This is a genomic window from Eggerthella guodeyinii, from assembly GCF_009834925.2.
Taxonomy (GTDB): domain Bacteria; phylum Actinomycetota; class Coriobacteriia; order Coriobacteriales; family Eggerthellaceae; genus Eggerthella; species Eggerthella guodeyinii.
Genome location: NZ_CP063310.1, coordinates 3,317,393 through 3,342,558 on the forward strand (window position 1 = coordinate 3,317,393; position 25,166 = coordinate 3,342,558).

At 64.8% G+C, this 25,166-nt stretch carries 22 protein-coding genes; 6 read left to right on the forward strand and 16 right to left on the reverse strand.

From position 1 onward, the window contains the following. Nucleotides 1-19: 19 nt before the first annotated feature. From GS424_RS14155 to GS424_RS14175, 5 genes are all read right to left on the reverse strand, one after another. Nucleotides 20-1,156 carry an acyl-CoA dehydrogenase family protein gene (locus tag GS424_RS14155; protein WP_154333174.1) on the reverse strand — a complete coding sequence of 379 codons (1,137 nt, stop codon included), beginning with the start codon at nucleotides 1,154-1,156 and terminating at the stop codon, nucleotides 20-22. Between the two features lie 28 nt (nucleotides 1,157-1,184). After that, a complete protein-coding gene (locus tag GS424_RS14160) occupies nucleotides 1,185-2,444 on the reverse strand; it encodes a CaiB/BaiF CoA transferase family protein (RefSeq protein ID WP_160941133.1) in 1,260 nt (419 codons plus the stop codon). An 81-nt stretch (nucleotides 2,445-2,525) separates the two neighbouring features. After that, nucleotides 2,526-3,434: an electron transfer flavoprotein subunit alpha/FixB family protein gene (locus tag GS424_RS14165; RefSeq protein WP_160941134.1), complete on the reverse strand. Its 909-nt coding sequence runs from the start codon at nucleotides 3,432-3,434 to the stop codon at nucleotides 2,526-2,528. Beyond that, nucleotides 3,434-4,228: an electron transfer flavoprotein subunit beta/FixA family protein gene (locus tag GS424_RS14170; protein ID WP_160941135.1), complete on the reverse strand. Its 795-nt coding sequence runs from the start codon at nucleotides 4,226-4,228 to the stop codon at nucleotides 3,434-3,436. Before GS424_RS14170 ends, GS424_RS14165 begins: the two co-directional genes overlap by 1 nt. Before the next feature lie 75 nt (nucleotides 4,229-4,303). Then, nucleotides 4,304-5,584 (reverse strand): SLC13 family permease, encoded by a 1,281-nt coding sequence (locus GS424_RS14175; protein WP_160941136.1) that lies wholly within the window; start codon nucleotides 5,582-5,584, stop codon nucleotides 4,304-4,306. Between the two features lie 247 nt (nucleotides 5,585-5,831). Here GS424_RS14175 and GS424_RS14180 point away from each other — a divergent pair, with 247 nt between their 5' ends. Beyond that, on the forward strand, nucleotides 5,832-7,838 hold the full coding sequence (locus tag GS424_RS14180; protein ID WP_160941137.1) for a sigma-54 interaction domain-containing protein: 2,007 nt from the start codon (nucleotides 5,832-5,834) through the stop codon (nucleotides 7,836-7,838). A gap of 44 nt (nucleotides 7,839-7,882) precedes the next feature. Here the strand turns inward: GS424_RS14180 and GS424_RS14185 are convergent, their stop codons facing one another. The 4 genes from GS424_RS14185 to GS424_RS14200 are packed head-to-tail and all read right to left on the reverse strand — an operon-like array spanning nucleotide 7,883 to nucleotide 12,044. Continuing rightward, nucleotides 7,883-8,947 carry a radical SAM family protein gene (locus GS424_RS14185; RefSeq protein ID WP_160941138.1) on the reverse strand — a complete coding sequence of 355 codons (1,065 nt, stop codon included), beginning with the start codon at nucleotides 8,945-8,947 and terminating at the stop codon, nucleotides 7,883-7,885. 4 nt (nucleotides 8,948-8,951) lie between these two features. Then, nucleotides 8,952-9,767 (reverse strand): ABC transporter ATP-binding protein, encoded by an 816-nt coding sequence (locus GS424_RS14190; protein ID WP_160941139.1) that lies wholly within the window; start codon nucleotides 9,765-9,767, stop codon nucleotides 8,952-8,954. Next, entirely contained in the window at nucleotides 9,767-10,900 is a 1,134-nt protein-coding gene (locus tag GS424_RS14195; RefSeq protein ID WP_160941140.1) for a FecCD family ABC transporter permease, read from the reverse strand. Before GS424_RS14195 ends, GS424_RS14190 begins: the two co-directional genes overlap by 1 nt. A 16-nt stretch (nucleotides 10,901-10,916) precedes the next feature. Continuing rightward, nucleotides 10,917-12,044, reverse strand: coding sequence for an ABC transporter substrate-binding protein (locus GS424_RS14200; protein ID WP_160941141.1), 1,128 nt, complete (start codon nucleotides 12,042-12,044; stop codon nucleotides 10,917-10,919). A 196-nt stretch (nucleotides 12,045-12,240) separates the two neighbouring features. Between GS424_RS14200 and GS424_RS14205 the strand changes: the two genes are divergently transcribed. Next, nucleotides 12,241-13,326: a Fic family protein gene (locus tag GS424_RS14205; RefSeq protein ID WP_160941142.1), complete on the forward strand. Its 1,086-nt coding sequence runs from the start codon at nucleotides 12,241-12,243 to the stop codon at nucleotides 13,324-13,326. A gap of 179 nt (nucleotides 13,327-13,505) precedes the next feature. On the opposite strand, the gene dxr is transcribed toward GS424_RS14205, so the two are convergent. From dxr to GS424_RS14235, 6 genes are all read right to left on the reverse strand, one after another. After that, complete coding sequence (dxr, locus tag GS424_RS14210; RefSeq protein ID WP_160941143.1) at nucleotides 13,506-14,744, reverse strand: 1-deoxy-D-xylulose-5-phosphate reductoisomerase; 1,239 nt, start codon at nucleotides 14,742-14,744, stop codon at nucleotides 13,506-13,508. A 9-nt stretch (nucleotides 14,745-14,753) separates the two neighbouring features. After that, the gene (locus GS424_RS14215) at nucleotides 14,754-15,686 is read right to left on the reverse strand and encodes a phosphatidate cytidylyltransferase (RefSeq protein WP_160941144.1); all 933 of its coding nucleotides are present in this window, start codon (nucleotides 15,684-15,686) and stop codon (nucleotides 14,754-14,756) included. After that, entirely contained in the window at nucleotides 15,687-16,466 is a 780-nt protein-coding gene (locus GS424_RS14220; protein ID WP_160941145.1) for an undecaprenyl pyrophosphate synthase, read from the reverse strand. It lies immediately after the preceding gene. A 186-nt stretch (nucleotides 16,467-16,652) separates the two neighbouring features. Then, nucleotides 16,653-17,213 carry a ribosome recycling factor gene (frr, locus tag GS424_RS14225; protein ID WP_160941146.1) on the reverse strand — a complete coding sequence of 187 codons (561 nt, stop codon included), beginning with the start codon at nucleotides 17,211-17,213 and terminating at the stop codon, nucleotides 16,653-16,655. Between the two features lie 75 nt (nucleotides 17,214-17,288). Continuing rightward, nucleotides 17,289-18,011 carry a UMP kinase gene (gene pyrH / locus GS424_RS14230; protein WP_154333165.1) on the reverse strand — a complete coding sequence of 241 codons (723 nt, stop codon included), beginning with the start codon at nucleotides 18,009-18,011 and terminating at the stop codon, nucleotides 17,289-17,291. 196 nt (nucleotides 18,012-18,207) lie between these two features. Beyond that, nucleotides 18,208-19,668, reverse strand: a complete 1,461-nt coding sequence (locus GS424_RS14235; protein ID WP_160941147.1) for a S1C family serine protease — start codon at nucleotides 19,666-19,668, stop codon at nucleotides 18,208-18,210. A gap of 298 nt (nucleotides 19,669-19,966) precedes the next feature. On the opposite strand from GS424_RS14235, the gene GS424_RS14240 reads away from it, so the two are divergent. The 3 genes from GS424_RS14240 to GS424_RS14250 are packed head-to-tail and all read left to right on the forward strand — an operon-like array spanning nucleotide 19,967 to nucleotide 23,175. Next, nucleotides 19,967-20,503 carry a D-alanyl-D-alanine carboxypeptidase gene (locus GS424_RS14240; protein WP_160941148.1) on the forward strand — a complete coding sequence of 179 codons (537 nt, stop codon included), beginning with the start codon at nucleotides 19,967-19,969 and terminating at the stop codon, nucleotides 20,501-20,503. Nucleotides 20,504-20,532: 29 nt separating this feature from the next. Next, nucleotides 20,533-21,720, forward strand: a complete 1,188-nt coding sequence (locus tag GS424_RS14245) for an iron-containing alcohol dehydrogenase (RefSeq protein ID WP_160941149.1) — start codon at nucleotides 20,533-20,535, stop codon at nucleotides 21,718-21,720. 36 nt (nucleotides 21,721-21,756) lie between these two features. Further along, nucleotides 21,757-23,175: an aldehyde dehydrogenase gene (locus tag GS424_RS14250; RefSeq protein ID WP_160941150.1), complete on the forward strand. Its 1,419-nt coding sequence runs from the start codon at nucleotides 21,757-21,759 to the stop codon at nucleotides 23,173-23,175. Between the two features lie 64 nt (nucleotides 23,176-23,239). On the opposite strand, the gene GS424_RS14255 is transcribed toward GS424_RS14250, so the two are convergent. Next, nucleotides 23,240-24,049: a MerR family transcriptional regulator gene (locus GS424_RS14255; protein WP_193666529.1), complete on the reverse strand. Its 810-nt coding sequence runs from the start codon at nucleotides 24,047-24,049 to the stop codon at nucleotides 23,240-23,242. Between the two features lie 250 nt (nucleotides 24,050-24,299). Between GS424_RS14255 and GS424_RS14260 the strand changes: the two genes are divergently transcribed. After that, a complete protein-coding gene (locus GS424_RS14260; RefSeq protein ID WP_160941152.1) occupies nucleotides 24,300-25,166 on the forward strand; it encodes a C39 family peptidase in 867 nt (288 codons plus the stop codon).

The window sequence follows — 25,166 nt, forward strand, 5'->3', positions numbered from 1 at the left end:
ACCCCTTATCCTCGATGGCTTATCGACGATCCTTCTTGATGGATTTGAAGATGATGTTCTTCTGTATCTCGCTGGTTCCCTCGCCCGTGATGAGGACGCATGCGTCCTCGTAGTAACGCGACAGCCCGAAATCCTTGAGCAGGCCCATACCGCCGCATATCTCCATAGCGCGTTGACACACCTGCTGCGCCATCGTGGTGCACTTGAGCTTCGCGATGGAGCCGCCTTTGCCAACGGAACGGCCGGCATCAAGCTCGGATGCGAGGTGCATGAGGTAACCGCGGCTCACCTCGATATCGCTGTACATGTCGGCGAAGTAATGCTGCAGCGCCTGGAAGTCGGTGAGCATGCGGCCGAACGCCTCCCGCGTCGAAGCGTACTCCCATGCCTTCTCGAACGCGCCCTCGGCATAGCCCACCGCGCGGGCACCGATGACGAGGCGTGCTCCGTCGAGCGTGGACAACGACACATGCAGGCCTTTGTTGACCTCGCCGCATACGCTCCAAGCGGGCACGCGACAATCCTTGAAGTACACATCGCCCGTGTCGGAACCGCACCAACCGAATTTGTCGTAGTGCGCGCCGTAGCTTACGCCGGGCGCCTGGGCGTCGACGAGGAACACGCTGATGCCCTCGACGCCCTCCTCGTTCACGGTTTTGGCGCTCACCTGCCAGCTGCCCACGGCGCTGCGGTACGAGATGAAGCTCTTCGTGCCGTTGATGACCCATTCGTCTCCATCGAGCACGGCGGTGGTCTGCACGGCGCGCGAATCCGAACCGCCCGAAGGCTCGGTGTAGGCCATGCCCATGAAGCGGCCCTCGTCCAGAATGCGCGGCAAGAACGTCTCGATCTGCTGCTCGTTCGCAAAGCTCAACAGCTTGTTCGCGTTGTTCGAGCAGTTGATGAGCGACCCGAGCGTATTGTTGTAGCGGCAGGCGCGCATGATGAGCAGCAGCAGCGTGGTCATGTTCTCGCCAAGGCCGCCGTGCTCTTCAGGGGCCACCAATCGCGTGAATCCGAGTTCGGCCACGCGCTGCTGCATCCATACGGGATACTCGTCGACCGTGTCGAGTTCTTTGATGCGCGGCTCGATCTCCTGCTCGATGAACTCATCGAGTATTTTGAGGTACATCTCCTGGTTTTCCGTCAACTCCATAGTCGTTTCCCTTCTCGCAATGACTGGTTTACTTCGTGATGAGCGAGGCGGCCACCGAGCCGCTCTCCTTGAGCGCCTCGATGCGATCGTCGTCGTAACCGAGAATGTCCTTCATAACGCGCTCGCTTTCCTGGCCCAGAAGCGGTGCCCCTTTGTACACCGTGCACGGCGTTCCGTTGAACTTGGGCGACGTAGCGATGTCCACGAACTCGTCGCCCGAGGTGACATCCTTGATCTTGATGAAATCGCCGCGCGCCTGCCAATGGGGATGCCGGTAAGCGTCCTCGGCGTTGTTGAGCTTCGAGGTGGGCATGCCGGCCGCCATGAACGCCGCTTCAACCTCCACCGCCGTATGGCTATCGAGATACTTCTGCCAGATAGCGTCCATCTGCGCCACCTTGTCGGGATCTTCCTGACCGCACGTCGCCATGTAGGGGAAATCCTCGACGCTCACGCCCATGAGGTCGCAGAACTTTTGCCAGATGCCAAGGCCCCATACACCCACGGCCACCCATTCGCCATCCCTGCATTCGTAGTACCCGAAGGGACGCCACAGCTGATTGAGCGGACCGGAGCGATGGTACAGGCCCTCGCCGTTCAGCTGAGAGCACCAGTGATAGCTCATGAGGTACGCGGCGCTCTCGTACAACGACGAGTCGACCACCTGGCCCTTGCCCGTATGCTGCGCGCTGATGTACGCAGCCAGCGCCCCGCACGCCGCTTGATGGGCGGTGACGATGTCGGCAAGAATGGGGTTCGCCGTGAGGAAGGGGCCGTCGGGCATGCCCTGCATGGCCGCGAGCCCGCTGAACGCCTGCGCCACCGGATCGACGCTCGGACGGCCCAGCAACCGCTCGTCTCCCCCGTTCTCGGGAAGCCCGTATCCCGTCACATGCACGATGACCAGCTTCGGGTTGGCCGCGAACGCAAGCTCGTCGGTGGCACCGTGCTTGCCGATGTTCGGCACGCTGTTGATCCAGATATCGCACTGCTTCACCAGGTCTTCGAATACCTGCTTGGAATCCGGGGCCTTGTCGAAGTTCATGTTGAATTCGAAGCTGTTCATGTTGCGCCCGAGGCTGATCCATTTCGGCACGACGCCGGCTTCTCCCACCCGACGCCCGATGCGCGAGGTATCCCCCGCCCCCGGTATCTCGATCTTGATGATCTCAGCGCCCATGTCACCCAGCCAACGAGCGGCGAAGGGGCCCGCAAACGCGACGCCCGTCAGCATCACGCGCACCCCTTGCAGCGGTCCGTACTCTTGGCCGATCAGATTGTCCTTCATCGATACTGCCTCCTTCTCCACATCGTTTCCCGGCGCGCTCGCAGACGCAGGCGCGCTCGGCACCCTTTCGTACGCACGGCCTTATCGGCCGAGTGCCTCCACAAGCGCATCCGACACCGCGAACAAATCGCCGACCACCCCGTAGTCGCACGCGTTCATGATCGGCGCTGCAGCGTCTTTGTTCACCGCGACGACCACCTGCGCGCCGCGAATTCCCACGGTGTGCTGCACTTGCCCCGAAATGCCCAGGCCCAGGTACAGCTTCGGAGCAACCTGCACCCCGGAGAGTCCGATGTACTCGGAGAACCAGTGATGGTCCTCGGCAAGCCCGCGCGAGCAACCCAATTCGGCATCGAGGGCACGCGCGACCCGATACGCGGCTTCGAGCTCTTCCTTCGTCGAGAACGCCATGCCGGCGCACACGATACGCTCGGCCTTCGTCAAATCGACGGTTCCCTTCTCGAGTGGCCGCACTTCCATCAGCTGCATACGCGCATCGGGGTTTCCGTCCGCCATCTCAACCGGCGCATCAGCGTCCGGAGGAGCGCTCGGCGTCCAAGCGCCGGGGGCAACGCTCACCACGCCGAATCCCGCGATACGTTCTCGGCGTACCACAGCGCCGCCGAACGCGAGCCGATGCGCTACGATGCCTCCGTCTTCGATGCGCAGCACGGACGCCTCGCTTACCATGGGAGCGTCCAACAATCCGGCGACGCGCGCCGCCAGATCGCGCCCCGTCGGGTCACCGCACACGACGAACGCCTGAGCGCCGCGATCTTCGAGCAGCGCGGCCACGTCGGCCGCGTATGCCTCGGGAAGAGGGTTTCCGCCCTGCACGTGCACGATCCCCTCGCAATCGAGGCTGCGATACTCTTGAGCGTCCTGGCCGCCCGTCGTCACCACCGTCGCACGCCGACCTGCCTCGCTTGCGCAGGCAAGCGCTTCAGCAGCAAGCTCGGGCGTCGATCCGAACACAAACACCCCCGCCATCACAGCACCCCTTCCTTCCTGAGAGCTTCGAGCAGCCTCTCTGCCACCTCTGCGACGGAGTCTCCTTCGATCAGCACGTTCTTGCGATCGTTCGCATACCCGCTCATACCGTCGAGCACGATGCCCGTCGCTTCGTCGATGTCGAGATCGGCAGCATCCAGCTCATCGACAGCTTTCTTCTTGGCCGCCAAAACGGCTTTGAGCCCCGGGATGGGCGCTGGGTTGATCTCGGGCAACACCGACACCACGGCGGGAAGCTGCAAACGCACCACCTGTTCGCAAGTATCCATGCGCCGCCTCACGAACGCGGCATCCCCTTCCACTTGCAGCGAAAGGACCGAGGTGGCAACCGGCCAATCGAGCAACGCCCCGACGCGAGAACCCGTTTGCCGCGCGTAGTCGTCGCTTGACCCTTCGGAGCACACGACGAGCGCCACGTCGCGGTCACGCGCAACTGCTGCGATGGCGCGCGCCGCCACGGCGGCGGAAGCAGCCTCGGTCGTTTTCACCCACACACCGGCATCGAGCCCGCGCGCCAAAGCGTCGACGAACGCCTTTTTCGTTTCCTGCGCACCGCACGACACGCCGATGGCACAGCCCTGCAGTTGCTCGGCGGCGCGGCATCCCGCTTCGATAGCGTTCTTGTCGTAGTCGCTGATCTTGCGCGTAGCCGCGCCCAGATCGACCGCCAGATCGTCCCCTATGCGCACATCGGCTTCGTCAAGCACCCATTTGAAGCCGACAAGTACGTCTCTCATAGCCCTTTCCTTTCTCCTTGCACGTTCCCGCGGCATCGAATGCCGCAGGATCCTTCATCTACCATTCCATGCAAATCGGTGGCCAACTCTCGCGCTCGGACGCCTAAAGGCTCAGGAAACCCCGTACAACAGCGGCACCACCACGATGGTGGCGAGCACGAGCAAAACGCATAACGGAGCGCCCACCTTGAGGTAGTCGCCGAAACGATAGCCAGCCGACAGCGTGAGCGTCATAGGAGGCGAGCCGATGGGCGTAGCGAGGCAGATGCTGGCAGCAAGCACGATGCCGACCACCATGGTGATGGGGTTGAAACCCATAGTCTCCGCGAGGAACAAGCCCATCGGCGCCAACATGGCCACGACAGCGGTATTGCTCATGAAGTTGGACAGGACGGCGGTGATAACCACCATCGCCGCAAAGATAGCAAGCGGATTCGCCGCAGCGCCTCCGCACAGGTCGATGATGGTGTTCGCGACGAGCGCGCCCGCACCCGATTCCTCGAGCCCCGCCGAAAAGCCCAGCGACCCGCCAAGGATCACCACGGCCGACCAGTCCACGTTGCGCACCACGCTTTTCATATCGATGCAACCCATGGCGATCAAGAACAATGCGCCCGCCAACGCCACGGTCCCTACCGTCCACATGCCAGCCACGAAACCGGCCACGCACGCCGCGAACGTCGCTGCGGTGATCACAGCCTTTCTCGTCGAAGGCCGAGCCTTCGGTTCCTCCTCGATGGGAAGAGAGACGGCTTCGCCCTGAGCAGGGATATCAGCTCGAAGAGCCAGCAGCCGACGCCCAACCGTGGCGTAGTAGGCGATGCCCAGCACGAACAGCGGAAGCGCGCCTTTCAACAGCGTGAAGAAACCAAGCGTCTCTCCGCCCGAGCTTTCGAGGATGCCCTGGGCTACGAGCTGCGGCGTCGACCCCACCAAGGTGAGGCTGCCGCCCAAGATGGCGGCAGCCCCCACCGACATGGCCAAACCCGTGCGCAGCGATCGCTTTCCGCTGGATTCCGCCAGAGAGTCCACCATAGGAAGAATCGATGCGACGATAGCCGTATTGCTCATGAACGCCGACAGCAACCCTGCAACGAGGGAAACCAGCGCTATGGAAGATCGCTCGCCCATCGAGACGAGCTTGCGGAGCAATCCTCCCATGCGATCGACGACACCGGATTCGTACACCGCCTGGCCGATGACGAGCATACCCGCCACCATCATGAGCGTGTCGCTCCCGAAGCCCGCAAAGGCCTGGTCGAAGCCGATGATGCCGAAGACCGCCATGGCGATGGCTCCGAAAAGCGCCGTAACCGGCAGAGGCAACGCCTCCGAGACGAACAGGACCATGACGACCGCCAAGATGATGAGCGCGATTATCGCTTGCGACATGAACGCACACCGCCCTTCATGCAATTCGAAGTATCCCCTTGCCCTTATTCCATGCAAAACAATGGCCAGATTCCAACCTGCTGAAACAGGGTTTCCACCCAGTTCTGACGAATCGAAAACGCAACGCGAAGTGAAAAGCTTGTTGCATGCTGTTTCATAAAATGTATCGTTTTGTATCATTTTGTACTGTTTCGTTTTATGATAGGAACAAGCATCGCTCTGCCACCCAGGGGAAGGGGATTCGAGCATGGGCATCGACCAATACGAAGCGGAACCGATTCTCGCGCTTAAAAAACGCGTGCTCGCCGGGGGGCGCATCGCTCAAGACGAGCCTTTTGCCCATTTGGGCGCGGAATGGAAGCAATCGCAGGCCGCGGGGATCGATCGACGCCTCCGCTCTCTTGACGATTCGAAGCGCAACCTCAAGGTGTTCGAGGATCTCGATCGCCAGCACTTCACCCATCTCGCCTACCTGAAGGAGTACTACAACGCGAAGAAGAACTTCTTCAGCAGCCAAGGCGCCGCCCTGTTCTACCTCGACGAAACCCTCTCGGTATTTTCCAAAGGAGGCGACCGGAAGCTTCTCACCGAGCTCAAGGCGCAAGGCGTTCGCATGGGCACCGTGTTCTCGGAGGAGAATGTGGGCGTATTCGTTGCTAACCAGGCACGGCAGACCCCGTTCGTCACCTTCATCCGCATCGGCCAGGAGAACTACCTCGATTTGTTCTGCGACTACGCGTGCTACGCTCGCTTTGGCGTGCAGGAAGCCTCGAGCTTCGCTTCCGTGAACCTCGTTCTGCTGCCGCTCGAGCGTCTGACCCATCAGGTGCACGAATCCATTTGCTACGCGCTCAACGTAGAGGACTTCGCTTTTAAAAACCGCCTGCTCTACCCCGCTATCGAACAGCGTATCGGCTTGCTGGAAAAATCCGCTCACACCAGCCCCGACGCGTTCATCCTCGTGAACAAGCGCGGGGAGGTGGTGTTCGTCGACCGTCTGTTCCAGCAAGAATTCGGACGTGCCGTCACCTCTTCGAACGGCGTGCCGCTCGCCTCGTTCATGCCCGAGCTCAAGCCGTACCTCATATGCCTGAAAGGCAAAGCGCAGGTGCCTCGCGAAAGCTTCATCGAGAACAAGCGCGGCGAGAGCCATTTCTACCCCGTGAACTGCCAGCACATACGCGAAGACGACGGCTCCATCGCGGGACTGAAGATCACCATCACTTCCCAGCACTCGGTGCGCAACGAACCCTCTAAATCGGCGCTATTCACGTTCGACGACCTCAAAGGTTCGGCCCCCGCATTTCGCTCGGCCAAGGAAACGGCAGCCTGCGCGGCTGCAAGCCCGAGCAACGTGCTGATCACCGGCGAGAGCGGCACGGGCAAAGAAATGTTCGCCCAGGCCATCCACAATGCGAGCTCTCGACGGAAGGCACCGTTCATCCCCATCAACTGCGGGGCTATCCCGAAAGAGCTCATCGGCAGCGAGCTGTTCGGTTACGAGGGCGGCGCATTCACCGGCGCTCGCAAAGAGGGTGCGCCGGGCAAGTTCGAGCAGGCCAACGGAGGCACCGTCTTCCTCGACGAGATCGCCGAGATGCCCCTCGACATGCAAAGTTTCCTGTTGAGGTTCTTGGAAGACGGCGTGATCTCGCGCATCGGCAGCAAGAAGTTCCTCAAACTGGACGTGCGCATCATCGCCGCCACGAACAAGGACTTGTGGGAGTGCGTGAACCAGAACATGTTCCGCTTGGATCTGTATTTCCGCTTGAACGTGCTGCATCTCGAGCTACCCTCGCTGCGCGACCGCGTCGACGACATGAGCTTGCTGGTCGACCATTTCCTCACCAGCATCTCCGGCCGGCTCGGGAAGGACGTGCGCGCGGCGAACCCCGAGGTCATCGAGCTGTTCTCGCGCTACCCCTGGCCGGGCAACTTGCGCGAGCTGCGCAACATCCTGGAGCGCTGCGTCAACGTGAGCACGACCTCGACGCTCACCCTCGCATCGATGCCGCCCGACGTGGTGCGCGCTTTGCGCGGCGGCAAAGGCCCGTCGCACCCGACGATCCCCGACACCGGGCACGCCTCGTCGGCAACTTGGCAATCGGCTTCTGAGATCAGCTACGAAGACTACGAAGCGGAGGAGATCCGATCGCTCATGATCAAGCATCGAGGTAACAAGTCGCTTGTCGCCCGCGACATGGGCATCTCGAGAAGCACGCTGTATCGCAAGCTGGAGCGAATGGGGTACTAGCGTTCGGAGGGTGCGGAAGCGTAGCGCTGGGGGACGCTCGGCTTCTATTCGATCGTGGCGTAGTAGGGGACGAATCCGGGGTGCTCCTGGCGCCAGAGGTACATCCATTCCATGTGCAGGTCGAACAGCGTGAACAGCAGCTCGCTGTCGATCCGGCGGTCGCCGTAGCGCTCGGCGAGCTCGCGCACCGTGGGCGTGCGCTCCCTTTTGGCCAGCTCGGCGTCGATCACCTCGTCGAGGAACGCCTCGACGGGCCGCGCGTAGAACGCCTCGAGATCCACGTCGCCCACGTCGATTATCGTGTGCAGGCGCTCGTCGCGGGTATCTTCGCGAAACCGGTCGCCCAGAACGTGGTCGCGCCATTCCCGACGCGTGCCCATCGGGTAGTGATGGGCCTTCCGATAGCGCTCGGGCAGCGCGAGGTACTCGTCGCGCGTGTAGCGCTCGGATTCGTCGGTGAGCACCTCCATCTTGTTGAGGATCGGACGGTAGCCGAGGTGCTTCTTCCCCGGAAGCGCATCGAGGATGTCGCTCAGCTCGGCGAGGTAGGGCGTGGTGCTCTTGGACACGAACAGCGTGTGGCAGTTGTACAGCCCGTTGTGCGCGATTGCCTTGGCCGTGTCGATCATGAGGTCGAAGTCGCCGTCGCGCCCCGCGAACCAGTCGTGGAACTCGCGGGTGCCGTAGAACGTCGTGAAGACGATCTTCGTCCCCGCCTCCTTGGCCTCGCGAAACCATTCGTCCAGCTCGGCGCGCGTGCGCATAGCCATGCCGTTGCATGCGAACCCGCGGCGGTTGTACAGGCGCCGCACGAAGCGCATCTCGTCGAACACCCCGGGGTAGTCGGGCGTGTCCGCGCCGCCGAACGTGATGAGCAGGTCGACGCCCCGCTCCTTGCGCCACTCGTCGATCCGCTGCGCCACCCGCATGGCCTCATGGCAGGAGACGGGCTTGCGGGGGTTGCCGACGGGGCGCTTCTCGCCCGCGCCTCCCCCGCCCCGTCCCTTGCAGTGCATGCACGCCGACTCGCACGGCTTGCCCATGAACCCGATCCCCAGCTTGACGAGGTTCCGATAGAACGTGCCGGCTTCCGGCCCTTGCTGCCACATACCCTCACCTTTCCCGAGGCGCGAAGCGCGCATCCGCATGCCCCATGGGCACGCACACCTTGCGATGCTGATCGCCGAACGTGAAGTCAGCGATCTTCACCTCGACGCCGTAAATGTCCTGCAGGCTCTGCTCGTTCACCACGTCCTCCGGCTTGCCGATGGCGACGAAGGACCCGCGCTGCATGATGGCCACGGTGTCGCACACCAGAAACGCGTGATCGGGGTAGTGCGTCGTCATGATGATGCCCATGCCCCGGTCGCGCATGGCCTCGATCACCTCGAGCGTCTGCATCTGCTTGCCGAAATCGAGATGCGAGGTCGGCTCGTCCAGCACGATGTACTCGGCTTCCTGCGCGATGGCGCGGGCCAGCATGACCAGCTGCAGCTGACCCCCCGAGAGCTGCGTGCACGGGCGATCGACCAGCCCCTCCAGCCCCAGGGAGACGAGGGCGTCGGCGCACGCCCGGTAATCCTTCTTCGAGGGCTTCGCCAACCGGTTCAGGTGGGGCGTCCGGCCCATGAGCACGAGGTCGATCACCGAATAGGGGAAGGCGAACTGGTAGTTCTGGGGGATGTACGCGATGATGCGGGCCAGCGCGGCGGGCGAGATCGCCCGGATGTCCTTGCCGTCGAGCAAGATGCGCCCCTCTTTGAGCGGATGCAGGTTCAGGACGGCCTTCAACAGGGTTGACTTGCCGATGCCGTTGGGGCCGAGGATGCAGAACACCTGCTCGCCCTCGATCTCGTAGCTCAGGTCGGAGAAGATGTCCGTCTTCCCATCGTAGGAGAACGTCGCGTGCTCGATGGTTATCCTCGTCATCACACCCACCCGCGATTCAGGCGCTTGAGGATGACCAGGAACAACGGTGCGCCGATGACCGCGGTGGCAACGCCGACGGGGATCTCGCCCGCTATGAGGCTGCGGCACAGGCAGTCGATCAGGAGCATGAACGTTCCGCCGAAGAAGAAGCACAGCGGGATAAGCCGGCGGTTGTCCGGCCCCACGAGCATGCGGACCATCTGGGGAACGACGAGCCCCACCCAGCCGATGGTTCCGCACACCGACACGGCGACCGCCGTCAGGAGGGTGGCCGCCACGATGATCACGAGGCGCGTCCTGCGCGTGTCGATGCCGAGGGCGCGCGCCTCCTCGTCGCCGAGCGACAGCACGTTGAGCTTCCATCGCTGATTGGCAAGCACGAGCGCGCACAGCGAGATGCCCACGACGAGGTACGCGACGTCGCCTCCGCTGATCTTCGAGAACGAGCCCATGAGCCAGAACACGATATCGCCGAGTCGAGAATCTTCCGGCCCGATGAGGTACTGCAGCACCGTGAGCCCCGCAGAGAACAGCGACCCCACCACCGTGCCCGCCAGCACGAGCAGCAGCGTCGGGTTGCCGTTGATGGCCCGGCTCGACACGTACGAGAGCGCCACCGCCACGAGCGCCCCGACGAACGCGAGCGCCATGACCAGGTACTGGCCGCCGTAGAGGTAGAACCCGAGGCCGGCGCCGAACGCCGCGCCCGCCGTGACGCCGAGGATGGATTCCGACACGATCGGGTTGCGGAAAACGCCCTGGTAGCTTGCGCCCGCCATCGCCAAGCCGCCGCCGACGAAGACCACGCCGATCATGCGCGGCAGCCGGATGGTCCACAGCACGAGGTAGCTCGTCGTGTCCCAGATGATCGGAACGGGGTTGGGGATGTCGTAGGAGATGCCCGGCACGAGCGTGGGAAGCTCGAGGAGGTCGATGACCGCGTCCACCGTGCCGTAGGCGAAGGCGGCGAACGTCTCGACGACCCCCGTGGTGTAACGGCCCACCACCAGGCAGAACAAAAACGAGACGACGAGCGCGACCCCGGCGAGCACGCCGAGGAGCCGCGTGCGCTTCTTCTGCCCGCGCTCGAGCGACTCGCCGAGGATGTCGTTGTCGGAAACCGAGTAGTCCATCGTGGCGCCCAGCAGCCTACGCGATCTTCTTATGGCTTGCCGTCAGCTCGATGACCTCGCCGTTCTCCATCGCGGTCAGCTCATCCTCGCTCGGCTCGTAGTCGAAGAAGTTCAGCGCGTTGTTCTTGAGCGCCTCTTTGACGGTGGGGCCCTCGTACGCGTCGCCGCGGATCACGGACATGAGGTAGTAGGCGCAGACGTCGGTGAAGGGGAACGACGAGGGAGCCTGCCCCGCAAGCGTGTAGGGCACCGAGTAGAACTGCCCGGCCTGGTAGGCGCGCGACGAGGTGAACGCCTCGTTCGCCTCGAGGTCGGCGCGCTCGACGTTGTCGCGGAAGTTGATGAAGATGTCGGGGTCGTAGGCGAGCACCTGCTCCATCGACACCTCGGTGTACTGCGGCTCGTCGTAGCACAGGTCGGCGCCCGCCAGCTTCGCCACCATGATCACTTCCGCATCGTTGCCCTGGAGGCGGTACGTGCCGTCGCCCATGCCCCACAAGATGACCACGCGCGGGCGCTCGGTGACAGTGCGCGCCGCGTCGTTGAGATCCTTCAGGCACGCTTCCTGGTACGAGATGAGCTCCTGGGCGCGCTTCGTGGCGGCATCGCCGAAGACCGTCCCCATGAACAGGAGATACTCGTCGATCTCGTCCATGCCGCCCGGTAGGCAGCACAGCACCTTGATCCCCGCGTCCTCCATCTGCTTCAAGCGCTCGTCGGCGGCGTCGTTCGTCCGCAGGAACACGAAGTCCAGATCGAGCGTGAGCGCTTCCTCGATGTTGGCGGCGCCTTCGCTCGTGAAGGGTCGCTCGGTATAGTGGTCGCACCCCGGGTACAGGATCTTCATGTTCTCGGTGATGTCCAGGTCGTATCCCGCGAGCAGGGCGTCCGTCACGCCGAGCATCGACATGAACGGCACCTCCGCCCACGCGTTGCATCCGTACGCGGTGATCTCCTCGGGAACGCAGATCTCGACGTCGCGCCCAAGCATGTCGGTGACCGTGCGCATGGTCTTGCCGCCCTGCTGCCCCGCGTCGGTCCCCACGGCCTCCTGCCCGCACCCGGGCAACGCGCCGAACGCGAAGATGCTCAACCCCGCCACGGCCCCGATCTTGACGAACTGCCGACGATTCATGGCTTCCATTCATTCCTCCTTGCGAACGCTTCCCTTTGCGCCTTGTAGTATAGGTTGCGCGTCCGTAATCTATTATCTTTTTTGCGAATAAATGCTGCCTTTGAGTAAAAATACCTGATGAAGCGGCTGATCATTTTCTCGCGATCCGTTTCGTGCTATCCTTTCACAAGGATAATTGCATCATTCGCCAAGAAAATTGGAGCAGATGGGCACCTCGACCTTCCATACCGTCTCGCGCGCGTTCGATTACTCGAAATGCCCCGAAACCCTGGCGTCGCACCGGATGTACTGGGCCACGACGATGATCCACGACCTGAAGGCCCGGCTGCTCCTGCTCCTTCGGCAGCACCCCGAGAACCTCGAGGTGCTGGCCCCGTCGGCGCTGGAGCAGACGGTCCGCTGCCTTCGGCCGCTCCACGCGAAGCACGAGCAGGCGCTCGGCCTGCCGCCCGACCCGCTTCCCGCCTGCTTCGAGCGCACCGCCCGCCACCTCCTCGAAGCCTCGGACGCCCACCGCTTCGACATCGCGCCCACGGCCGGCGCCGTGATGACGCTGCACCAAGCGCTGTGCGCGGAGGAGCCCCTGGACGGCCCCTCCCCCGACGACGCGTTCTTCCCGCCGGAGACGGTCGAGCGGCTCCCGAAGCCCGCGCGGCTGGGCGCGCGCACGACCCAGCTGCGCGGGCTGTGCGAGGTATGGGAGCACGCGGTGGGGGACGGAAGGCTCGACCCGCTGCTCATCCTCGGCCCCTTCGTCGTCGATCTGTACAACCTCGGCGTGTTCGACCGGAACAGAGAGCTGACGTGCCTGCTCGTCGGCGTGCACCTGCTCAACCGGGCCAATCACCGCATCGCCCGCTACATCAGCGTGCCCTCGCTCGTGGAGCACACGTATCCCCAGATGGTCAAGGCGATGCGAGCGAGCTCGCACGGCTGGGAGACGGGGAGGAACGACTACCGGCCCTTCACCGAGTACCTTCTCGAGATACTGGTGGAATCCTATCTGCGGTTCTACCAGGTGTACCTGATCGCCGACGGGAAGCCGCCCACGAACGTCGATCGCGTGAACATGATCGTGACCCAGCGATCCTACGGGACGACCAAGCAGGACATCGTCCGCTCGTGCCCGCTCATGAGCGAGACGACGATCGAGCGCGCGCTCGCCACGCTGGTGAAGGAGGGCGGCATCCTGAAACGCGGCGGCGGGCGCTACACCTACTACCTGCCCGCCGAGAACCACTACGGCAACGTCCCCGGGTTGATCGACCGCCTGGACCACCCGATATTCTGACGGAGGCGCGCCGCGGTGGAGCGGGGGCCGTGACGCATTCGCGGGGACGCGGCGCGCCTGTCGCCGCTACCCCCCCCCGAGGGGCGCAGGGCGAATGTTTCACGTGAAACATTTGTTCCAGTTCCCCGCTCGGCGCATAGGCCCTTCGCGGGGTCGAGCGGCAGGCGGGGCGTTCGCTCCTACTGCACGATCTGGCGGCGGGCTTCCGCGCGGGCCCAGGCGTCGAGCTCCTCGAGCTGGCCGAGGCTCTCCACATGCTGGACGCCGTCGCGTTCGTGGGCGTCCATGACGGCCTCGACGCACTGGGCGATGCCTAAGTAGCTGCCCTCTTCGGCGAGGAACGCGGCCACGGCCACCTCGTTCGCGGCGTTCATGACGCAGGGCAGCGTGCCGCCGCGCTCGCCGGCCGCGCGGGCCAGCGCGAGGCAGCGGAACGTGTCGGTGTCGGGCGCGGCGAACTCGAGGCTGCCGAGCTTCGTGAAATCGAGCGGCTCGACGGGCGCGTCCCAGCGCTCCGGGTACGACAGCGCGAACTGGATGGGGATGCGCATGTCGGTGGTGCCGAGGTGGGCCTTCACACTGCCGTCGGAGTACTCCACCATGGAGTGGATGGCGCTCTGCGGCTGCACGACCACGCTGATGCGGTCGTAGGGCATGGAGAACAGATGGTGCGCCTCGATGACCTCGAGCCCCTTGTTCATGAGCGTGGACGAGTCGATGGATATCTTCGCGCCCATGTTCCACGTGGGATGCGCAAGCGCCTGAGCGGGCGTGATGTCGGCGAGGTCGGCGCGCGTGCGCCCGCGGAAGGGGCCGCCCGACGCCGTCACCCACAAGCGCGACACTTCGCGCGGGTCCTCGCCCAGCAGGCACTGGTAGATGGCCCCGTGCTCCGAGTCGATGGGCATGAGGCGCCCCGGCTCGGCCGCCAGGGGCATGATGAGGTCGCCGCCCACCACGAGGGATTCCTTGTTCGCCAGCGCGAGCACCTTGCCCGCCGCGAGCGTCTCGTAGCTGGCGCGCAGGCCGGCGGCGCCCACGAGCGCGTTCACCACGATGTCGGCTTCGGGAAGGCGCACGAGGTCCACCACGGCGTCGGCGCCGAACCCGAGCGACCCCTCGCCGCCCGCGTTGCGGCACGCCACGGCCTCGGCCAGCGACGACGGCACGCTTGCGGCCGACTGCGCGCCGCTGCGCGCCTGCGCGGCCAGCTCGTCGGCTATCGGCTCCCCCGCCAGGCGCTCGTCGCCCACCGCGAGGTGGCGCACGCCGAACGCGCGCGCCTGCGCCAACAGCTCGTCGGCCCGCGTGTTCACCGCGAGGCCCACCACGTCCAGCTTGTCGGGATGGCGGCGCACCACGTCGAGCGTCTGCGTGCCGATGGAACCCGTGGAACCCAACACAACGATGCGTCTCATGCGCGCCTCCTAGAGCAGCGGAACGGGGAACGGGATGCAGCCGAAGCCCAGCAGCAGGATGGCCGAGGTGACGGCCACCAGGAACAGCGAGTCGCAGCGGTCGAGCAGGCCGCCGTGGCCCGGCATGATGGTGCCGGAGTCCTTGAAGCCCGAGTTGCGCTTGATGCGGCTCTCGGCCAGATCGCCGAGCACGCCCATCAAGCCGCTGATCAGGCCGAACATCAGCGCCTGCGGGATGGACATCGTCACGCCCGGGATGAGCGTCATGAGGCACCAGAACGCCGCGGACCCGACGAGCCCGGCGATGAAGCCCTCCCAGCTCTTCTTCGGGCTCGTGCGCGGCGCCAGCTTGTGCTTGCCGATCTTGCTGCCCACGAGGTAGGCGAACGAGTCGTTCGCCCACACGCTGAAGAAGATGCCGAGCGCCAGCACGCCGCCCCACGGCTGGGGCAGCGCCGTGCGGATGACCACGAGACCCGACAGCAGCATGCCGCAGTACGCGGCGCCGAAGAAGCTCACGCCCACGTCGGGCACGCGCGCTCGCATCCAGAACACGTACCACACGATCAAGGCCAGCAGCAACGCGAGGCTCACGAACAGCGCGCCGTTCAATCCCAGCAGGAACACGCTGAGCGGGTACAGCATGGCCGCGATGATGCCGAGCATCTCGTTGGGCAGCTTCGCGTCCGACCGCAGCATGTAGTAGAACTCGCCCGCCGTGATGCCGGCCGTGACCACGAGGAACGCCACTGTGGTCCAATCGCTGATGAGGATGCACAGCACCGACAGCGCCACGTACACGAAGCCCGTGCGGAAACGCACCTGCAGGTCGGTGGCGTTCTTCAGCTTCTTGGGGGTTTTCTCGTAGGCGAAATCCTTGATGCGCCCCGTGCGCTTGCGGTCGTCGCCCGCCTCAACCTGTTCGTCGGGCCGCGATGCCACCTACTTCACCGCCCCGAATCGCCGATCGCGCGACTGGAATTCCAGCAGCGCGCGTAGAAGCTCGTAGCGGTCGAAGTCCGGCCACAGCGTCTCGGTGCACACGAACTCGGAATAGGCGATCTGCCACAGCAGGAAGTTCGACACGCGCATCTCGCCGCTCGTGCGGATGAGCAGGTCGGGATCGGGAATGTCCGCCGTGTACAGGTGGCGCGCCAGCGTCTCCTCGCTCAAAGGCTCGGGGGCGCGGCCCTCGCGCAGCGCGGCGTGCGCGCCGTCCATGTAGGACTGCATGGCGTCGAGCAGCTCGACGCGGCCGCCATAGTTCACGGCCACGACCAGCGTCATGCCGTCGTTGTCCTTCGTCTTCTCCCACGCCTTCGCGAACGCGTCGCGCGTTTTCTTCGGCAGCTCGTCGGTGCGGCCGATGGTCATGACGCGCACGCCCTCCTCGTGCAGGCCGTCGACCTCGGCGAGCATCGTGGTGGCGAACAGGTTCATGAGGCCGATGACCTCGTCCTGCGGGCGCTTCCAGTTCTCGGACGAGAACGAGTAGATGGTGAGGTAGCGCACGCCCACGTCGGACGCGCAGCGGATGGTCTCGCGCACCGCTTCGATGCCGGCCTTGTGGCCGAACAGGCGGTTCTTCCCGCGCTCCTTCGCCCAGCGCCCGTTGCCGTCCATGATGACGGCCACGTGCTGCGGCACCGCCGCAGGGTCGAGACGGGTCGGGTCGAGATCCGCAGGAGGGTTCGGGAATATGTAGTCGAGCGACTTGTTCAAGAGTACCTCGCAAAACACCCAGGTTGGCGTAGTAAGTCAGCGAGGGCTTTCGCGGTGCCCGAGATCGTGGGGATGGCGATGGCGAAGCGTACTTCGGTACGCAAGTCATCGGCATCGCCGCGAGATCGGGCGCCCCGGAAGCCCGCAGCGTCGAGCGGTTCCGGCGGTCGGCAGACCGCCGGAACGTTAAATCTCCATCACTTCGGCTTCCTTCTTCTTGAACGCCTCGTCGATGTCGGCGATGTACTTGTCGGTGAGCTTCTGCACCTCGGCCTGGCCGCGACGCTCGTCGTCCTCGGGGAGGCTCTCCTCCTTGACGGCGCGCTCGATGGCGGCGTTCGCGTCGCGACGGGCGTTGCGCACGGCCACGCGCGCCTCCTCGGCGTACGTCTTGCACTGCTTCACCAGCTCGCGACGGCGCTCCTCGGTGAGCGCGGGGAACGGCAGGCGGATGACGGAACCGTCGTTCGACGGCGTCACGCCCAGATCGCTCTGCATGATCGCGTGCTCGATGGCGCCGAGCACGCCCTTGTCCCACGGCTCGATGACCAGCATGTGCGCGTCGGGCGTCTTGACGCCCGCCATCTGGTTCACCGGCGTCGGCACGCCGTAGTAGTCCACCCTGATGCGATCGAGCACCATGGCGTTCGCGCGCCCGGTGCGGACGGACGCAAACGCCTCGCCCAGCGAAGCCAGCGCCTTGTCCATGCGCTCCTCGGCCTGCAACATGCTATCGTCTATACTCATCCCGATTCCTTTCACCCTGCTCCTCGCAACGCGCCAACCGCAAAACGGCGCGCACGCGCATGCGCTCTTGCTATTCTACCGCGATTCTACCGTGGTTCCGACGTCTTCGCCCTTCAAAGCGCGCGAAATGTTGCCTTTGACCGTCAGGTCGAACACGATCATGGGCACGTCGTTGTCCATGCACAGCGACGTGGCCGTGGAGTCCATGACGTTGAGGCCTCGCGACAGCACGTCCATGTAGCTGATGCGGTCGAAGCGCTGGGCGTCGGGGTTCTTCTTGGGATCGCTGTCGTACACGCCGTCCACCTTCGTGGCCTTCATCAGCACGTCCACGTCCAGCTCGCACGCACGCAGCGCCGCCGTGGTGTCGGTGGTGAAGTACGGGTTGCCCGTGCCAGCGGCCAGAATGACCACGCGGCCCTTCTCCATATGACGGATGGCGCGACGGCGGATGTAGGGCTCGGACACTTCCTGCATGTTGATGGCGCTCTGCACGCGGGAGAAGATACCGTGGCGCTCGAAGGCGTCCTGGAGGGCGAGCGCGTTCATCACCGTGGCCAGCATGCCGATGTAGTCGGCCTGCGCGCGGTCCATACCCTCGGCCGAGCCGGCCAGCCCGCGGAAGATGTTGCCGCCGCCCACGACGACGGCCATCTGCACGCCGGAGCGCACGATTTCGGCGATCTGGTCGGCGAGGTCGTCCACCACCTTCGGATCGATGCCGTAGCCGACGTCGCCCGCCAGCGCCTCGCCAGACAACTTGAGCAGCACGCGGTCGTATCGGTATCCTTCAGACATAAGCCTTATCCTCTCGGTGGTCGTTCATATAGGTTGTTCTAACCGCCCATCTTACCTGAAAATGAAAACGACCGCGTCAAGCTCGCGGCCGTTTTCAGGCATTTCACGCAAAGGACAGAGGAAGGGGCCCTTCACGCACAACGGCCCCCGCTGGGGAAGCGGGGGCCGTCGAAGGAGAGGAGATGGCAGGGAGGGGTTACGCCGCGTCCTGCTGGGAGCTGCTGGAGCCGCCGCCGAAGAGGCGCTCGAGCATGGACTCCTGGGCGTTGTTCTGCTGGGTCGAAGCGCTTTGCGTGCTCTCGTCGGAGCCGAGCGTGACCTCGACTTGCTTGGTCTCGCCGTTGCTGTTCACTTCGAGCGTCACCTTGTCGCCGGGGTTCTTGGAGCGGACGTCCAGCATGAGGTCGCTGGCAGATTCCACGTTCTCGCCGTCGAACTTGGTGATGATGTCGCCTTCCTTCAGGCCGGCCTCGGCGGCGCCGGAACCCTCGCTGACGGCGGCCACGTAGGCGCCGGAGTCAACGGACAGGCCGTAGCGCTGCGCGTTCTGGGCGTTCACCGTGGACAGCGACACGCCGAGCTGCGCATGGGTCGGGGTCTTGCCGTCGATGATCTGCTGCGCGAGGTTCACCGCGTAGTTCACCGGGATGGCGAAGCCGACGCCGGAGTAGTTGCCGGAGTAGGACGTGATCAGCGTGTTGATGCCGATGAGCTTGCCGTCCGCGTCGACGAGCGCGCCGCCGGAGTTACCGGGGTTGATGGCCGCGTCGGTCTGGATCATGTTCGGGTAGATGGTGGTCTCGCCGGTGCTCTGCCCGTACTGGTCGGTGGAGCTGTCCATGATCTGCGAACGGCTCGTGGCCGACACGATGCCCGTGGCGACGGACTGCTCGAGGCCGAACGGGCTGCCGATGGTCATGACCCACTCGCCGATGATGAGGTCGTCGGAATCGCCGATCTCGATGGGCGTGAGGCCGCTGGCATCCTTGGCCTTGACGACCGCGATGTCGGAGCTGGGATCGCTGCCCACGACGTCGGCTTCGTAGGTTTCGCCTTCGACGGTGACCTCCACCGCGTCGGCGCCTTCGATCACGTGGTAGTTCGTGACGATGTAGCCGTCGGCGGTGAGCACCACGCCGCTGCCGAGCGACGACTGCGTCAGCGTGCCGGTGCTGGAGCCGGAGTTGCCGGAACCGTACATGCCCGACATGCCGGACGATTGATTCGTGTACACGTCGATGGCGGCCACGGAAGGCAGGGCCTTCTGCGCCACGGCCTCGGCCAGCGTCTGGTCGGACTCGGCGTCGGTGGCGTTGATGCTGCCGGAGTTCTGCGAGCCGAGCTGCGTCGAGGACGAGGAGGAACCCGCGTCGCTGCCGCCGGTGCTGGCCTGCCAAATGCCGAAACCGCCCAAGCCGATGGCGCAGGCGACGGCCGCGCCGCAGAAGGCGAGCAGGAACGTCCTGCCGCCGTGCGACTTGTTCTGCACCGTCACCCCGCCCGCCGGATGCTGGGGGTGCTGCGGCTGCTGGTAGTACTGCTGTTGCTGCTGATAATAAGGCTGCTGGCCCGTCGGGGCGGCATGTTGAGCATGCTCGTCGCCCTGCGTCGGCGGCACGGGGCCGTTGCCGGGGGTGCTGCCATGGGTATCGGTCATGTGCTTCACGCTCCTTCGATTCGTGCTGGTCTATGATCGCCAAGCTTTTCTTTTTTGAATGCCGTCACCTTAGCACTCCCCTCCCCCGTTCAAAGACGCTCGAAACCATTTGTCACCTTTGCGACACGGAATTACACCAAATGGTGTACGGAGCGAAACCAACCCGTACACCGCCCAGCGCAGGACCCGGGAAGAGAGGCACCCGACGAGCCTGTTTTCCGAAGAACGTGATTCCCGCGGATGGCGCGGCGCGGTATCATACGAAGCATGTCCAACGATGACGTCAGAGGAGCCGTACATGACCGAATCATCGCACCCTCGCAGCATGGGACAGCGTTTCCAGGCGCTCTATGTTCGGGTGTTGTTGCGGTTGCTGCCGCATCTGATCAACCTGTTCAAGCACGTGTCGCCGAAGATCCGCGCGGAGGTCGACTACCTGGAGCCGGGCTACACGTTCATGCTGTCCGTGAACGGGACGAGTCTGGCGTGCGCGTGCCGGCGCACGGAGTCCGGCGCGTTCAAGCGCGTGCCACCCGACCGGCTGGCCACCGACGTGGAGCCCGGCAGCGGCCTGGCCAGCGCCGACGCGCAGGCCGTCTCCGTCGACTACGTCATCGCGTTCCGCTCGCTGGCCTACGCGTTCAGCTGCTTCTCGGGCGGCACGACGCTCAAAGCCGCCCTCGCCGAGCGCGCGTTCTCCACGCGCGGGCCCAACAACACGGGCGTCTCCCTCACCTATATGTTCACGGCGCTGCTGAAGCTGTTCTTCGGATGGCGCGCCGCGTACCGCACGTCCGCTGCCCGCCCGTCGTCCCCGTCCGCCCCGCGCGCCTGATCGCCGTCCCTGATCGCCTGGAGGAGCATATGCAAGGATTCGAGTTTTCCTGCCCCACGAAAATCGTCTGCGGCGCGCACGCGCTGGACAAGCTGCCCGACGAGGTGGCCGACCGCGGCATGGAGCACCCGCTGGTCATGACCGATGCCGGCCTGGTGAAGCTGGGCGTGGCCGCGAAGCTGACCGACGTGCTCGACGCCGCCGGCGTAGCTTACGAGGTGTTCGACCAGGTGCCGCCCGACTCGTCGATGGACGTGGTGAACGAGGTGGCGCACCTGTTCACGGCACGCGGCTGCGACGGGTTCGTGGCCATCGGCGGCGGCTCGGTCATCGACACGACGAAGGGCGCGGCCGCCTCGCTCGCCTGCGAGGGCGTCGATTTCGCCACGCTGCAGGGCTCCGAGATCCTGCACGCCGACCTGCCGCCGTTCATCGCCGTGCCCACGACGGCCGGCACCGGCAGCGAGGTGACGCTCGTGGCCGTGGTGGCCGACACGAAGAAGCACGCGAAACTGTCGTTCACCTCGTACAAGCTCGTTCCGCACACGGCCATCCTCGACCCCGCGCTCACGTCCTCGCTGCCGCCCAAGTTGACGGCCACCACCGGCATGGACGCGCTCACGCACGCCATCGAGGCGTACACCTCCATCCAGAAGAACCCCGTGTCCGACGCGTTCGCCGTGAAGGCCATCGAGCTCATCGCCGAAAACCTGCCGCTGGCCTGCCGCGACGGGGCGAACGCCGAAGCACGCACGAGCCTGGCGCTGGCCTCGCTCATGGCGGGCGCGGCGTTCTCGAACGCGATGGTGGGCATCGTCCACGCCATCGGCCACTCGCTGGGCGGCCTCTGCCACATCCCGCACGGCCAGGCCATGATGATGCTGCTCCCCCACTGCGTGCGGTTCAACCTGGACCGCGGCATCCACGCCGGAGTGTACGGCCAGCTGTTGGGCGCCCTCACCCCCGCGCGCGCCGCGGCCCTGGGCGCCGATGCCGCGCCGAGCGTGCGCGACGAGGCGTTCGCCGAGCACCTGTTCTCGCTCAACGAGCTGTACCGCGACGGGTACGGCGTGCCGCTCAGGCTGTCCGAGCTGGGCGTGTCGCGCGACGACCTGCCGGCCGTGGCTAAGCAGGCGCGCTACGACGGCGCCGCGCTGTACAACGAGACCGAGATCACGCTGGATGACGCGCTCGCCATCCTCGAGGCCGCCTACTGATCCCGCCCGACCCTGCCGATTCCGAAGGAGCGCCGCATGAGCGTCACCCCCGCACATCCCGCATACGAGAGCGTCGCCGACGTCGAGGCCGCCGCGCAGAAGATGCGCGCGTTCTATCTGACGGGTGCCACGCTCGACGTGGAGTACCGCCGCCAGACCCTCGAGAAGCTCAGGGCGTACCTCAAGGCGAACGAGGAGCGCATCCTGGCCGCGCTGACCGCCGACCTGGGCAAAGCGCCGTTCGAGGGTTACGCCACCGAGCTGGGAATCGTCTACGACGAGATAGCCACGTGCCTCAAGCACCTGAACAGCTGGGCGCGCCCGCGCCGGGTGCCCACCCCCATCGTGCACTTCCATTCCACATCGAAGGTGTACCCCAGCCCGATGGGCGTGGTGCTGGTGCTCAGCCCGTGGAACTATCCCGTGCAGCTGGCCCTCGTGCCGATGGTCGACGCCATCGCCGCCGGCAACTGCGTGGCGCTCAAACCCTCGCGCACGTCGAAGCACACGAGCGAGCTGCTCATCGACATCTTGGCGAACGTGTTCCCACCCGAGTTCGTGTGCGGGTTCCCCGGCTCGGGCGCGATGAACGACTGGCTGCTGGAAGTGCGCTGGGACCAGATCTTCTTTACCGGCAGCCCGAACGTGGGCCGCACCGTCATGGAAGCGGCGGCGAAGCACCTCACGCCCGTAGTGCTGGAGCTGGGCGGCAAAAGCCCCTGCATCGTGGACGAAACAGCCAACGTGAAGCGCGCGGCACAGCGTGTGGCCTGGGGAAAGGGCATCAACTGCGGACAGACCTGCGTGGCGCCCGACTACTTCCTCGTGCACGAGCGCGTGGTGGACGACTTCGTGGAGCAGCTGGACGCATGCTTCCATCGGTATTACGGCGAGGACATCCTCGCCTGCGACGAGTGGCCGCACATGATCTCGCAGCGCCACTTCGAGCGCGTGATGGTGCTCATCGAGCAGCTCAACCCGAACGCCACGGTGGCGTTCGGCGGCCACGGCGACCCCGACACGCTGCGCATCGAGCCCACCTGCCTGCGCGGCGTGACGCTCGACGACCCCGTCATGAACGAGGAGATCTTCGGGCCCGTGCTGCCCGTCCTCACGTACAAGACGCTCGACGAGGCGTTCGCCATCGTGCGCACGTTCGAGAAGCCCTTGGCCACGTACGTGTTCTCGGACGACAAGCACGTGCAGCAACGCGTGATCCGCGAGCTGCCGTTCGGCGGCGCTACCGTCAACGACGTGGTCGTCCACCTCGCGAACAACCACATGGGCTTCGGCGGCGTGGGCAACTCCGGCATGGGCGCCTACCATGGCAAGGTGGGCTTCGACTGCTTCACGCACTACAAGTCCACGCTCGCGAAGGGCACCTGGATCGAGATGCCCATCCGCAACCCCCCGTTCGGCGACAAGATCAAGCTGCTGAGAATGCTGATGCGGTAGACGGACGAGCCGAAGCGATCGAACGAGGCGGGGCGGAGCAATCCGCCCCGCCTCGCATTCGGCACTAGTTCTTCTCGATGGGCACTTGGATCTCGGTGAGCCATTCGGACTCGGGGATGCCGTTCCAGATGCCGTCGAGGTAGCTCTCGCGCGGCAGGTCGGTCGTGCGATAGCCGTTCTGCTCGATCCACTCCATCGCGAACGCGTAGGCGCGCGGCAGGTCGGCGTACGAGCCGCGATGCATGACGGACACCACCGTCGCGGCGGGAACCTCCTCGAACACGATGCCGTCGCTCTCGACCCCGAACGCCTCCACCGCCTCGCTGTACTTCATCGTGATGTCGCGCTCTTTGTACTCGCCATCGAGGTACGTGATGAAGCAGTATTCGGGCGTGGCGCACTTAAGATCGGGGTTCGCCTCCTGCACGGCGCGCCCGATGGCGGGAATGACCTCGAAGTATGCGGAATAGTCGGGTACGGTCATCGTCTTGGAGAACACGATGCAGCTGGGAATGTCCTTGATGGTTGCCTGATAGTCCATGGTAAACCCCTTTTCTTCATCTGAAAGCATGAATGCGATGCGCGCGAGTCGGTCCTCACGCGCGATGAGCTCCCGCTCGATCTCGTCGCGGCGCTGCGTCAGTATGGGACGCGGGTCGGCGCCGCCGATGATGGAGGCCACCTCGTCGATGGTGAGCCCCGCCTGCCTGAGCGATTGGATGCGGTGCAGGTCGGCAAGCTGCTGGGTGGTGTACAGGCGGTACCCCGTCACACCGTCCACCGCCGCCGGACGCAACAGCCCGATGCGGTCGTAATGGTGCAGCGTCTTGATGGTGGTCTTGCCCATCTTCGAGAACTCTCCGATGTAGAACACGTGTCTCACCTCCTTCTCATCGCATTCAACAACCTCCTGCAACAGGAGGGTCAAGGGGTTCTTCGAAATCAGTATCGTCCATGCCGCGCGCATGCGCTCCGTGAAAATGAGGAGGTTTTGCGACGGGTGAAACAATTCGGCGTCGGATGGCGTGTTCGAGGTGAAGGGGTTGCCCACGAGCGTCTTTCAGGTTGTTTTCAACATCGACCGATAAGCTAGAAGCAAGCCGACCCAAGAGAAAGGTGCGAGCATGGCCATCGAACCGCCCCGCAGGCGCACCTCGCGCGTCCGTTGCACCACGTATCGCCGTCGGCTGTTCGCCCGGCAGTTCCTCCCGCGCATGCGCCGCGAGCGCCCGATCTTCAGACGGCGGCGCGGTCGTTGGACCGCCACGCGCCTGTGCTTCTCGGCCGCGACAGTGCTGCTCGTGGGCGTGGTGTCGTTCTCGCTGCTATCCTCCCCTCTGGCGGTTGCCGACATCGATGCCGAGAAACGCGCCACGCAGGACGTGGCCGCCCTGCAAGCGGGCGTCTCCCAGTCTCAGCGCGCCGCCTCCTTCGAGGTGCCCGCGCTCGAACAGTATCCCGAGCTTCCCACCGGCTGCGAGTCCGTCGCGTTGACGAACGCGCTGCTGTCGTTCGGCTTCGAGCTGGAGAAAACCGAGATCGCCGACGCATGGCTGCCCCTCAGCGACAGCGACTTCGTGACGGCGTTCATGGGCGACCCGCACGCGACCGACGGCCACAGCTGCATGGCACCCGCCATCGCCCAGACCGCCACCGCCTACCTCGCCGCGCAAGAATCCACCCTGGAGGCCGTCGACCTCACCGGAGCCTCGCTTGAAGACGTGCTCGACGAAGTGGCCGCCGGGAATCCCGTCATCGCCTGGTGCACGATCGGGCTCGCGGATCCGGGCACCGCCTACCAGGTGGAGCGCGCGGGCGACCGCACGTACCGGTTGTACGCGAACAGCCACTGCGTCGTGGTGAGCGGCTACGATCTGGATGCGGGCGTGGTACTGGTCAGCGACTCGCTTGCCGGCCAGGTGAGCTACGACCTGCAGCAGTTCGCCGCCCGCTACTACGAGCTGGGGGCGCAAGCGGTGGTCATCAAGTAG

What these genes read in the sequence shown, in the direction of transcription:
- GS424_RS14240 (WP_160941148.1), top strand. Translation starts at nt 19,967, where the DNA reads ATGACCGAATCATCGCACCCTCGCAGCATGGGACAGCGTTTCCAGGCG.
- GS424_RS14205 (WP_160941142.1), top strand. Translation starts at nt 12,241, where the DNA reads ATGGGCACCTCGACCTTCCATACCGTCTCGCGCGCGTTCGATTACTCG.
- GS424_RS14245 (WP_160941149.1), top strand. Translation starts at nt 20,533, where the DNA reads ATGCAAGGATTCGAGTTTTCCTGCCCCACGAAAATCGTCTGCGGCGCG.
- GS424_RS14160 (WP_160941133.1), bottom strand. Translation starts at nt 2,444, where the DNA reads ATGAAGGACAATCTGATCGGCCAAGAGTACGGACCGCTGCAAGGGGTG.
- GS424_RS14190 (WP_160941139.1), bottom strand. Translation starts at nt 9,767, where the DNA reads ATGACGAGGATAACCATCGAGCACGCGACGTTCTCCTACGATGGGAAG.
- GS424_RS14235 (WP_160941147.1), bottom strand. Translation starts at nt 19,668, where the DNA reads ATGACCGATACCCATGGCAGCACCCCCGGCAACGGCCCCGTGCCGCCG.
- GS424_RS14175 (WP_160941136.1), bottom strand. Translation starts at nt 5,584, where the DNA reads ATGTCGCAAGCGATAATCGCGCTCATCATCTTGGCGGTCGTCATGGTC.
- dxr (WP_160941143.1), bottom strand. Translation starts at nt 14,744, where the DNA reads ATGAGACGCATCGTTGTGTTGGGTTCCACGGGTTCCATCGGCACGCAG.
- GS424_RS14180 (WP_160941137.1), top strand. Translation starts at nt 5,832, where the DNA reads ATGGGCATCGACCAATACGAAGCGGAACCGATTCTCGCGCTTAAAAAA.
- GS424_RS14185 (WP_160941138.1), bottom strand. Translation starts at nt 8,947, where the DNA reads ATGTGGCAGCAAGGGCCGGAAGCCGGCACGTTCTATCGGAACCTCGTC.
- GS424_RS14155 (WP_154333174.1), bottom strand. Translation starts at nt 1,156, where the DNA reads ATGGAGTTGACGGAAAACCAGGAGATGTACCTCAAAATACTCGATGAG.
- GS424_RS14250 (WP_160941150.1), top strand. Translation starts at nt 21,757, where the DNA reads ATGAGCGTCACCCCCGCACATCCCGCATACGAGAGCGTCGCCGACGTC.
- pyrH (WP_154333165.1), bottom strand. Translation starts at nt 18,011, where the DNA reads ATGTCTGAAGGATACCGATACGACCGCGTGCTGCTCAAGTTGTCTGGC.
- frr (WP_160941146.1), bottom strand. Translation starts at nt 17,213, where the DNA reads ATGAGTATAGACGATAGCATGTTGCAGGCCGAGGAGCGCATGGACAAG.
- GS424_RS14200 (WP_160941141.1), bottom strand. Translation starts at nt 12,044, where the DNA reads ATGGAAGCCATGAATCGTCGGCAGTTCGTCAAGATCGGGGCCGTGGCG.
- GS424_RS14165 (WP_160941134.1), bottom strand. Translation starts at nt 3,434, where the DNA reads ATGGCGGGGGTGTTTGTGTTCGGATCGACGCCCGAGCTTGCTGCTGAA.
- GS424_RS14260 (WP_160941152.1), top strand. Translation starts at nt 24,300, where the DNA reads ATGGCCATCGAACCGCCCCGCAGGCGCACCTCGCGCGTCCGTTGCACC.
- GS424_RS14195 (WP_160941140.1), bottom strand. Translation starts at nt 10,900, where the DNA reads ATGGACTACTCGGTTTCCGACAACGACATCCTCGGCGAGTCGCTCGAG.
- GS424_RS14170 (WP_160941135.1), bottom strand. Translation starts at nt 4,228, where the DNA reads ATGCCGCGGGAACGTGCAAGGAGAAAGGAAAGGGCTATGAGAGACGTA.